8 protein-coding genes and 4 pseudogenes are annotated in these 10,262 nt (G+C 42.2%); 5 read left to right on the top strand and 7 right to left on the bottom strand.

The genetic code is table 11. The annotated features are described in order from the left end of the window. From IM322_RS23745 to IM322_RS15015, 6 genes and pseudogenes are all read right to left on the bottom strand, one after another. Positions 1 to 81, bottom strand: an 81-nt coding sequence (locus IM322_RS23745; RefSeq protein ID WP_416361018.1) for a DUF6887 family protein, incomplete at its 3' end; no start/stop codon positions are given. A 17-nt stretch (positions 82 to 98) separates the two neighbouring features. Next, positions 99 to 281 carry a DUF6888 family protein gene (locus IM322_RS15030; protein ID WP_287675522.1) on the bottom strand — a complete coding sequence of 61 codons (183 nt, stop codon included), beginning with the start codon at positions 279 to 281 and terminating at the stop codon, positions 99 to 101. Between the two features lie 99 nt (positions 282 to 380). Beyond that, positions 381 to 791 (bottom strand): annotated as a pseudogene (locus tag IM322_RS23405) (GUN4 domain-containing protein); the annotation flags it as partial. A 159-nt stretch (positions 792 to 950) separates the two neighbouring features. Continuing rightward, positions 951 to 2,369 (bottom strand): annotated as a pseudogene (locus IM322_RS15025) (GUN4 domain-containing protein); the annotation flags it as partial. Positions 2,370 to 2,422: 53 nt separating this feature from the next. Beyond that, positions 2,423 to 3,493 carry a HaeII family restriction endonuclease gene (locus tag IM322_RS15020; protein WP_287675524.1) on the bottom strand — a complete coding sequence of 357 codons (1,071 nt, stop codon included), beginning with the start codon at positions 3,491 to 3,493 and terminating at the stop codon, positions 2,423 to 2,425. Between the two features lie 3 nt (positions 3,494 to 3,496). After that, positions 3,497 to 4,519 carry a DNA cytosine methyltransferase gene (locus IM322_RS15015; RefSeq protein ID WP_287713250.1) on the bottom strand — a complete coding sequence of 341 codons (1,023 nt, stop codon included), beginning with the start codon at positions 4,517 to 4,519 and terminating at the stop codon, positions 3,497 to 3,499. Between the two features lie 113 nt (positions 4,520 to 4,632). Between IM322_RS15015 and IM322_RS15010 the strand changes: the two are divergent. The 5 genes and pseudogenes from IM322_RS15010 to IM322_RS14990 all read left to right on the top strand — a co-directional run. Further along, positions 4,633 to 4,743, top strand: a pseudogene (locus IM322_RS15010) (IS30 family transposase); the annotation flags it as partial. Positions 4,744 to 5,144: 401 nt separating this feature from the next. Then, entirely contained in the window at positions 5,145 to 5,663 is a 519-nt protein-coding gene (locus tag IM322_RS15005) for a response regulator transcription factor (RefSeq protein ID WP_287672610.1), read from the top strand. Positions 5,664 to 5,801: 138 nt separating this feature from the next. Next, positions 5,802 to 7,529, top strand: a complete 1,728-nt coding sequence (locus IM322_RS15000; RefSeq protein WP_287672608.1) for a M6 family metalloprotease domain-containing protein — start codon at positions 5,802 to 5,804, stop codon at positions 7,527 to 7,529. 31 nt (positions 7,530 to 7,560) lie between these two features. Next, positions 7,561 to 9,246, top strand: coding sequence for a DUF6345 domain-containing protein (locus tag IM322_RS14995; protein ID WP_286825121.1), 1,686 nt, complete (start codon positions 7,561 to 7,563; stop codon positions 9,244 to 9,246). Between the two features lie 86 nt (positions 9,247 to 9,332). Further along, positions 9,333 to 9,770, top strand: coding sequence for a pentapeptide repeat-containing protein (locus IM322_RS14990; protein ID WP_287672605.1), 438 nt, complete (start codon positions 9,333 to 9,335; stop codon positions 9,768 to 9,770). Here the strand turns inward: IM322_RS14990 and dcm are convergent. Continuing rightward, positions 9,735 to 10,125, bottom strand: a pseudogene (gene dcm / locus IM322_RS14985) (DNA (cytosine-5-)-methyltransferase); the annotation flags it as partial. The gene IM322_RS14990 and the pseudogene dcm sit on opposite strands and share 36 nt — an antisense overlap. Positions 10,126 to 10,262 lie beyond the last annotated feature (137 nt).

Here is a 10,262-nt window from a genome sequence, read left to right as displayed (position 1 = left end):
TAATACTTCTAGTGCTTCACTAAAAATAGCTTCTTCATTTCGATGTTCCGAAAGATACTGACGGAGTTCTGCGTTAGTCATTTCCGAAGGTGATTTTTTCATAATTCAAAGTTCCAATTTCCCTGTTCATCGATTAAAATGCTGATGTCTTCATTGGTTCCCGCTAAAATATAAATAATTTTGAGTCGGCTATCATAGTGGAATAGGTATATCGGTTGGTAGAGATTAGAAAGCAATTGACAAATAAAGATAGAGGTATCTTTCTGTTTTTGAGTCGGCAAATATCTTCTCCTAGAATTGTGCCAGTTTTGTTATCCCAGAACCCGCATGGCTTCGTGGAAAATCAACCCGATACAATTCTTAAAAATTGGCTGTTACCTTTATATGTTACATTTTGCAAGTCTCGACGCGAGAGAATAAAATAGAGACCCAGTTCCGCCACCAACTCCTCCCCAATTCCACAAATCAAAGATTCGGCATGGTAGATGTCCTCTAGGTGCATTGATATCGAAAATAGCCCTGTCGTATCTAATGTTTTTATTCCCCTTTCGCCATCCTATAATCAAACCGAAGTCATCCCAGAGCTTATCATTATATTGTTGACCATTATCAAGCCGATCAAATATTTGTTTTTGAATCGAAAAGCCAAACTTTTCTTGGCTATATTTTAACCATAGTTGATCAATTATTTGTAAGTCTTCACAAGGAAAAATATCTATATCTTCAACTCTTAAAAATTTATGTCTGTTACAAATTCTCAGCATAGTTTCAAAAGTTATTATGTCCGCTTGCTTCCATTGCTGCCGTTTTAATAAATCCTCTAAGTTTCGATAATCGATTCCTTTGGCACTTTTAAGCTGAATAGATGGGGGAGTTTGGGGAACGGAAATAGCGGGAGGTTGAATAATTGTTGCTACAGATTGTTTTTGATTAATAATCTGGTGACTATAAATCTGACAAACAAATATTCTTGAGGTTAGATGATAGATAATATAACTTCCTTGTCCCTTATAACCGTAGCGTATTAGCGGTAGATGTCCTTGAGGTGCTTGCAAACTATAATTAATATCTTGCCAATTCCAACTATTATTTTTTTGCCAGCCTACCAAACTGCCAAAAATATCCCAATTTCTTTCATTATATTCTTCCATGCCACCGATTTCTAGATAGATTTGCCCCTGCACAGAAAAGCCAAATTTTCCGTTACTGTAATGAACCCATAATTGATCAATAGTTTGTAAATCATCGCAAGGAAATTTCTGTATATCTTCATCTCTTAACCAATCTTTGACACGATTAGTTACTTTTCGTACTAAGTTGGCGGTTTCCTCGTCCGCTTCCTTCCATTGCTGCCGTTTTAATAAATCTTCTAATTTCCGATAATCGATTCCTTTGGCGCTTTTAAGCTGGATAGATGGGGGAGTTTGGGGAACGGAAATAACGGGATTAACGGGTTTTTGAATAGTTGTCTGGGGGACAAAGACTGATGTTTTTATCTGCAAAGCTGACAACACTTCTGACGCAGATTGATAGCGTCTTTTCGTGCCAAATTCAATTAATTTATCGAGAATATTCCCTAACTCATTACTAACAGGATTATCCACTAACCACTGTCGCCATACCCATTCGTGTTCTCCCACGTCGAATAAATCAAAGGGAGATATTCCTGTTAATAAATAAATGCCAGTTACACCCAAACTATACAAATCACTGGCGTTAACTGCTTTCCCGTTCCCCTGTTCTGGTGCGATGTATTCCGCAGAACCGATAATTGTTCCTGTCATGGAACGATTTAAAGGACTGACAAATTTGGCTGCCCCAAAGTCAACTAAAATCAATTTATTATCGCTTTTTCTGCGAATAATATTTTCGGGTTTAATGTCGCGATGGATTACTTGTTTACTATGAATAAATTCTAGAATCGGTAAAATCTCTGACAAAAGATGTTTAATTTTGGCTTCGTTAAATACTCCTTCCTGTTTTAATTCTTGTTCGAGATTTTGTCCTTCGATATATTCCTGTACGAGATATTGTCGCCCATCATTAGCGGTAAAATAGGCGTAAAGTTCGGGGATTTGTGGGTATCTTCCCAAACTATCTAAACGAATCGCTTCTTCTTTAAATAATTCTGCTGCTTTTTGTAAAGTTCCTGTTCCCTGCGCGGATGGGAAAAATTGTTTAATCACACAATAGGGTTTTGAGGGTTTATCCTCATCTATCGCTTGAAATGTCTTACCAAAACCCCCTTGACCGATTAATTTTAGCGCTCGATAACGTTCTCTGAGCAGTAATTGAGAACCGCACTTATGACAGAATTTATCCGTGGGGGTGTTTTTGTGCGAACAATCGGGATTGAGACAGAGACTCATAGCCGTTTGACAAGTATGGGAAGATAACCCCTATTATACTATTTTTTGGTAATCTAATCAATAGCCCAAATGTCATCATCTCTTATTTTTAACTTCAAATACTTTCTTTCCTCTAAAAAATCTATTAAAGCAATAGACTGAGGAAATTCTTTTCTAAAGTTATCACTTAGATACTGAAGTAAAGGTTTGGCCAACAAATTAGAAAATTCACCTCGCAAACATCTGTCATACCAATTAATTAGCTCCGATTCAAGTATTATGCCACGCACTCTTTGTCCCCAACTGATTTGTTGAGCTATAATTTTGATGACATCAGCATGAGCATCACGGCAAACAATAACTATATGATCGCTTTCTACTTTATCGATAATATTTTGAGCTATTTCTTCATCAAGGGTTAAATGTTTTATTTGAATAGCTATGCCAAAATTTGCCCACATATCTAATCCTCTATCGGCTGCATTCGTCACTCCTACTCTATAAATATGAGCCTTAAATACTCGCTTATTTTGGTTCTTATCTAAACCAAGTAAGGCTTTAGCTAAATCAGAAAACTCGTTTAATAAATCTTGTTTGATTGAAGGTATAGACATTGTGATCTCTGCCTCCAGAGATACTACAATGGTTTCAAATAAACTATAAGCTATAATCTCGTATGCTTTGTCTATACTTCTGCGGATTCCTGCTTTAGCACTAAACTCATCTAATAAATATTTTAAATCAAAACTTTTCTCATTTTGACTGTCTATATAGTCAATTAAACTTGATACAGTGGCTTGTCTTTCACTAAATTTTAAATAAATATAACGTTCTACACCTCCCCGTGTTCGCTTATTTTCTCGATCAAGAATTTCCAGTAACTCAGGAGACATGGCTGTGGTACTCCATACATCATGTTGATATCTAGCAGAAGATGTAGAAACTTTATTAAGCAATCTTATTGTTACTTCATCTCGCCAACGAATAGATTGATTTTGATAAGTCTTTAAATCTAAAATTTTGATATTTTTTTCTAACCGAGATTTTCTGAGAACTTCGGCAATTTGAATTGGCTTATACAAGTCAATTCTCGCTTTAGCAATAATGCTATCAAGTCTCATTTTAGCGTCTTGAATACTTACCACTATCTAAAACTCCTGAGTCGAAAATAAACTTAATTGAGTAGTTCGATTGAACGAGAATGAATTAGTTGATGCTTGCTCAACATCTAACAAAGACTCGATTACAGAATTAACCACAGCAGCTACGCAGGAAATCGCTACACTATTACCCGTTAATTTTCGCATAGTTTGATAACTGCCGACAATTTGATAATCATCGGGAAAACCTTGTAAACGTAGCATTTCTCTTGCTGTTAAGCGTCTTTGACCATCCACTAACAAATAATTATAGGATGCTCCCGCTCGCAAGGCACAGGAATAGGGATAAGCACTGACATTTCCTCCTTTATTTTCGTGCCAGATAGTCGGTTCACTATCAGGTTTTTTTCCCTCTCTTTTCAGAAGGCGACTTTTTTGAATTTTCTCGGAAGCATAATAAAAATCTGAGACATTTTCCTCTAATATTTCTGTTAAAGACTGCCTCGATAAAGCTGGTTTTGGCCAGATAAAACCCCGCGCTTCTCGGAAACCAACGATAAAAATCCGTTCCCGTTTTTGCGGTAGGCCAAAATTAAGCGCATTCAAAACCCGATAATCGGTATAGTAACCTAAATCTTGCAGAGTATCGAGAATAACTTCTAAGGTTTTTCCCTGTTGATGTCCTTGTAATTGCTTGACATTTTCCAGAATAAATGCTGCGGGTTGTTTGGCTTTTAAAATACGGGCAATCTCAAAAAATAACGTGCCTCTGGTATCTTCAAATCCCTTTAAATTGCCACAAATACTAAAGGGTTGACAGGGAAATCCTGCCATTAAAATATCATGATTGGCAATATCTAGGGCAGCAATTTCGGTAATATCTCCCTGGGGTTTGTCGCCAAAATTAGCGTGATAAATTGCCTGAGCGTCTTTATCTATATCACAGGAAAAGACACAATCAGATTCTAAGTGTTGTTGGCGACAAACTTGTGCAATCGCGACTCGAAACCCTCCCAAACCACAAAAGAGGTCAATAAAACGAATTTTCTGCTTATCTTTAAGTAAATTCATCAATCATATCCCTAGCAAGAGATCGATAATATCCTAAATTAATGGGGATAATTTATCGCCTTATAGCACAGCTACGTCAAAGAATAAATCGAACTTTAGAGGTATTTTTAGCCAAGTTTGCCGTAAACTTTATTAACAATCGTCCTCGAAAATGTCTTGACTATCGTAACCCAAATGAGGTATTCTATGAAGATAGATCAGACAGTGATGTAATTCAGACTTGAATTGGCGTTTTATTAAAGGAAATTATCGTTAACAGGGGGCTGTTTTAAGGAATTATGTCACTGCGATCAATGTTGATGACATAGATATTTTCTTGTTTGTTTCCTAATTTTCTGTTGCCTATTTGCTGCTTTCTAAAAGTACAGATATTCTGAGCAAGCACTAGGCCTTGAGATAAGAGCGTCACCACCAGGGCAGAAAGACGGATTTTGTGATAATTATTTGAATAGTGGAGAAATTTATGGGATTGATGCCAAAGCTCTCGGTAAGTTGCGATCGTTGTGTCGCAGCTTTGCTATCTAGCCCACAGAGAGAGCCAGAAAACAATAAAGACAAATATAATCAAATAAAATCAATAAAGCCACGATTACCCCAATTTTGCCAGCAGATAGGTTTAATAGTCATGGATATAGCTGGAAGCGTGCAAATGCTTACAGAAAGATCTGAACAATTGCTGTACCAGTATTCCCTCTCTCATACCCCGAACACCTTACCAGAACCCTTGCAAAAGTGGTTTAAACATCCGATTGCCCGACTCCTTGCCAAGGATGACCAAGCCTTTTCCTGTTCACCCTTACGCCTAGAACAAGAGGGACGACAGTTAATCATTTTTCTGATTCCCACTCTGCTCGGGGAACAGTTTCTCCTACTCTTAGAAGAACAAGAACTGCCCTCTTTTTCGATTGCGGCCTTAGAATTGTTGGGACTGACTAAAAGGGAAGCAGAAGTGCTATTTTGGATTGCCCAAGATAAAAGTAATGCCGCCATAGCAAAAGTGATCGGATGTAGCGAAGGAACCGTGCGAAAACATCTAGAACATATTCACGAGAAACTAGGGGTACAAACTCGGACGGCAGCGGTTATAGTTGCCCTCGAAAAGTTGGGGCTACTGAAAGGGCAGATTGCTGCGATATCTTCATAATTCCCTACGCGGATCATCGTATTGTCACCGCAGAAAAATTTGATGATTATTGAAATTGTGCATTGTCCTGTACTGAGTTCTTGAACAGAGCTTCTTATCGAGAAAGCCAAAATTTCTTTGGCAAGGAGAATCAAATCTATGCCTACACCCTTTGTGAATGAGGAATTTACCTTCACCAATCCCGACGGCAGCACTATCAGGGTCAGGGGATCGGGAAACCAGTATTATGCTGTTTTTGAAACCCTAGATGGCTATACCGTGGTCAAAAACCCCGACAATGGTTTTTACACCTACGCCCAGCTTTCCGAAGACAACAGCCAACTGATAGCGACCGATGGGATAGTCGGCCAAATAGCACCCCAAAGCCTCGGCATCCAGCCCCATCTACGCATCCAGACCGAGAGTGCCAAACAACAAGCTCAGAGCGCACCGATGCTACAGGACGGGTTCAGTCAATGGCAAGTCCGTCGTCAGCAAAAAAAAACTCAGCTGCAGGGAATCAGTGCGACGACCAGTGCTGATGCCAGACCAGCTTCAACAGTAACTGTGGGCAACTATCTGGGATTATGTATCTTGATTAAGTTTCCCGACGTTGCCGCCAGCATTTCCCAACAGGAAGTCAGCAACTTCTGTAACCTACCTGGTTACGCCGGATTTGGCAATAAAGGGTCAGTACGGGATTATTTCTACGACAATTCCCAGGGAAAATTAACCTATACCAATGTTGTCACCCAATATTACACCGCCGCCCATAATCGCTCCTATTATACCGATCCAGCGATCGCCTATGGTACTCGCGCCCGAGAACTGATTCTAGAAGCCCTCAATTATTTGAAATCCCAAGGCTTTAACTTTAGTCAGCTGAGTAGTGATAGTAACGGTTTAATTTATGCCTTAAATGTCTTCTATGTCGGACCGCGGGTCAACAATTGGGCCGAAGGACTATGGCCTCATTCCTGGAGTTTAGCTTCACCCTACGATGTCGGGGGGGGCAAGAAGTTATACGACTACCAAATCACCAATATGGGTAGTGAACTGACCTTGCGTACCTTCTGTCATGAAAATGGTCACATGATCTGCGATTTTCCCGATCTCTACGATTATGGCGGTCAATCGGCAGGAGTGGGTAATTATTGTCTGATGTGTTACGGAGGCAATGATAAAAATCCCGTGCAAGTCTGTGCCTACCTCAAAAATGAAGCCGGTTGGGCCAGCAAAGTGACAGCGATAACTCCAGGTCTTACCGCCAGTCTTCCTGCGGCCAAGAATGAGTTTTACCTCTACAGTAAGAACGCTAACGAGTATTTCCTCATCGAAAACCGGCAGAAAACTGGCCGGGATACATTCCTCCCTGATGCGGGCCTAGCCATCTGGCACGTGGACGAACAGAAGAATGGTAACGAGGAGGAACAGATGACTCCTAGCCAACACTACGAATGTTCCTTAGAACAGGCCGATAATCGCTTCGATTTGGAGAAAGATGCCAATGGCGGTGATAACGCCGACCTATTTCGATCCCCCTATAAAACCGAGTTTTCCGATAGCACCAGTCCTGCTGGCAAATGGTGGGATGGTAGCAACTCTGGCTTAAAAATCGCCCAGATTTCTGCCGTTGGTGCCACGATGACCTTCACTGTCCCCGGCAGTGCTTGGCTAGAGAAAAAGCAGATTACCGGTTTGTGGATGATTAACCAAGAACGCAATGCGGCCGCCTATGTGGACGGCCTCGGCTGGCGCAAGATTGCCCCCGAGAGTGACAGTGTTTTCTTGGGGATGCTTGCCCTGCTGTCCGCCGCTAAGGAAAGAAAATTTCCCGTCAATCTGCGTCTGGAAAACGACGTGATTCAGGAAATTTACGTTTTTTAAAACTTTTTCAAGATTTAACGAGGAAAATACCATGACATTAACACAACCGACTCAAATTCCCCCCGCAGCTAACCTTCCTGAGTCCGAAACACCAGAAATTCCCTCCGTTCCTCTCTTTGCCGAAAACCCCCTCGGTCAGGATAGCAAAGATGGCCTGCGTGGCGGAGCGAATCTCTATGGCGGCTGTAGTATTGAAGTGGGCTGTGGTTGCTCCTTTGGCACCCTGCGCTATACCCATGAAGATGCCCAAGGCTGGTTAGACTATGTGAAAAAGTTTACCCCCTTAAACTTTTGGTATCAGGATTGTGGCGTACAACCCTGGCTTTACTACGAACCCTACGATGATTGGCAAGATACCTACGGGGTAGATGCGGTCATGGCCTTCTATCACTCTGGTCATGGCGGGATGGATGCCAATGGCGTGTTTTATCTACCGATGAGCAAACCGTGGGGTAACGAAGGTTGTACGATCGTCTCTAGCAGTGATAAGTTAGTTTGGGCTAACGAGCGGGTCAGATACATTTTTCTGTCTACCTGTCTTTCCCTGCGGGTTCTGGGTGGTCACAACCCGATTCGGACTTGGAATCCTAGTAATCGCGGTTGGCGAATGCTCTTCGGCTATGAAACTGTTAGTTGGGATAATCCCAATTACGGCAAATTTTTCTGGGAAGAATGGAACAAGAATAAGTCTTTAAGTACCGCTTGGTTAGATGCTAGTTGGCGCATTGCCCACGACCAGGCCCCCTCGGTGGTGGCCTGTGGTGCCAGTGCCGATGAGGCGAAAAATCGTCTCTTTAATGAACGCTATTTTTCTCGCGAACGGGTCAGTAATGCTTGGTATTGGTGGCGATGGTACAATGTGGCTCGTAGTAGCCAACCACAACTGGTCTTACCCCAGCATCTCCTCGTCGGTCGTTTGCAACCCCTAGACGCTACTCGACCGGCTGCCCGCAGCCTAGCGGCACGATTTGGTCTTGACCTGGAAATCCCCTCAGAAGTTGCTAGTACCAGAAATGGCTCCTATCGCCTGGTGACGGGGGAACAAAGCATCGCCTACGGTAGTGATGGGTCAATTGATGTTCGTTTGGCAACTCCTAACCGTTATAATTACAACCCCTTGGCTATGGACAGCGCCCAAACCTTAGCCCAGGAGGCCGTCTGGCGTTACGGTCTTGACCAAGAAGTCCCAGTGGTGTTCGATCGAATTATCTTATCTTCCGAAGCCGGCGGTACGGCTAACGGTTCGGGACAATTGGACGGACCGTTTACTACTGGTGTGATTGTCCAATTCCGACAGTTGATTAATGGTGTCCCGGTGATTACCCCGGGGGCGGGTACGGTGCGAATTGCCCTGGATAACGATGGTACTGTCACCGATGTGCATTCATCAGTCCGCTCGCTCGAACAGTTAAGTAGTCGTCCTGTACGCTCTGCCAGTGCGCCACCTCCCCGGGGTGATATCGCTCCTGTCTTAGCACCCGAACCTAGCAACTATGAGCAGTTACTAGCGGCAGAGTTTAGCCGACAATTGGCTTCCCTGTCTGCTCGCGGTGGCGGTGGAATGCCTCTAGAATTCACCACTGTACCCAATTCCACCGAGATTGGCTACGATATTGACGGCGATGAGGCGATTTTGATCGCCCGCAAAGCGATCGAAGTTAACTTTGGCAATGGTTATCGTAAACGTTATTGGGTTACTGTACCCTTGTTTGGTTAACTGCGATCTAATCCAGTTTTAACTTAGTGTCAAGACGGGCATCTTGCTCGTCTTGACAGGCTTTTTTACTTTTTCCTTGCTACACAATGTCTAGCGTCACCCGTCAACAACTGGAGAGCGCGATCAATGCTGGCTTAAAGATCGGCTTAAACGGTGAAAATTTACAAGGTTTGGATTTATCTGGTCTGAATCTCAGTCAATTTGACTTTAGCTATGCCAATCTAGAATCAGTTAACTTCCGGGGTGCCAATTTAAGCAAGGCGATTTTGTGGTCTGTGCAAGCGGCAAAAGCGAACTTTAGTCAAGCTAACCTTAGTGGGGCCAACCTCGGCACTGCCAATCTTAGCCAATGCAATCTTAGCGGTGCAATTCTCCGTCAAGCTAGTTTGTTAGGAACCAATTTGCAACAAGCGGATTTAAGCAGCGCCGATTTGCGTCTGGCTAATCTCCAAAATACCATCCTCACGGATATTATTTATAATGCTCAAACCCAATGGCCTGATGGATTCCGTTTTTTGCGGTAGGCCAAAATTAAGCGCATTCAAAACCCGATAATCGGTATAGTAATACTAAATCTTGCAAAGTATCGAGAATAACTTCTCAGGTTTTTCCCTGTTGATGTCCCTACAATTGCTTGACATTTTCCAGAATAAATGCTGCGGGTTGTTTGGCTTTTAAAATACGGGCAATCTCAAAAAATAGCGTGCCTCTGGTATCTTCAAATCCCTTTAAATCACCACAAATACTAAAGGGTTGACAAGGAAATCCTGCCATTAACATATCGTGATTGGGAATGTCTAGGGCAGCGATTTCGGTAATATCTCCCTGGGGTTTGTCGCCAAAATTAGCGTGATAAATTGCCTGAGCGTCTTTATCTAGGGTTTGCTGAATAAATCTAAAAACCTTATCCAACAAGGTTTTTAGACTTTTTTTCCCTCAAAAAGTGCCGCCCCTTGGAGTGATTGGGGGGAAAATTCAGGGACTTTTTCCCTGAAAATTAGGTAATTGACCACCTG

The organism is Microcystis sp. M109S1, from assembly GCF_020247025.1.
GTDB lineage: Bacteria > Cyanobacteriota > Cyanobacteriia > Cyanobacteriales > Microcystaceae > Microcystis.
Note: the sequence above shows the minus strand (reverse complement) of the source record. Positions and strands in the feature narration are given on the sequence as shown.

What these genes read in the sequence shown, in the direction of transcription:
- IM322_RS15015 (WP_287713250.1), bottom strand. Translation starts at nt 4,519, where the DNA reads ATGAATTTACTTAAAGATAAGCAGAAAATTCGTTTTATTGACCTCTTT.
- IM322_RS15005 (WP_287672610.1), top strand. Translation starts at nt 5,145, where the DNA reads ATGGATATAGCTGGAAGCGTGCAAATGCTTACAGAAAGATCTGAACAA.
- IM322_RS15000 (WP_287672608.1), top strand. Translation starts at nt 5,802, where the DNA reads ATGCCTACACCCTTTGTGAATGAGGAATTTACCTTCACCAATCCCGAC.
- IM322_RS14995 (WP_286825121.1), top strand. Translation starts at nt 7,561, where the DNA reads ATGACATTAACACAACCGACTCAAATTCCCCCCGCAGCTAACCTTCCT.
- IM322_RS14990 (WP_287672605.1), top strand. Translation starts at nt 9,333, where the DNA reads ATGTCTAGCGTCACCCGTCAACAACTGGAGAGCGCGATCAATGCTGGC.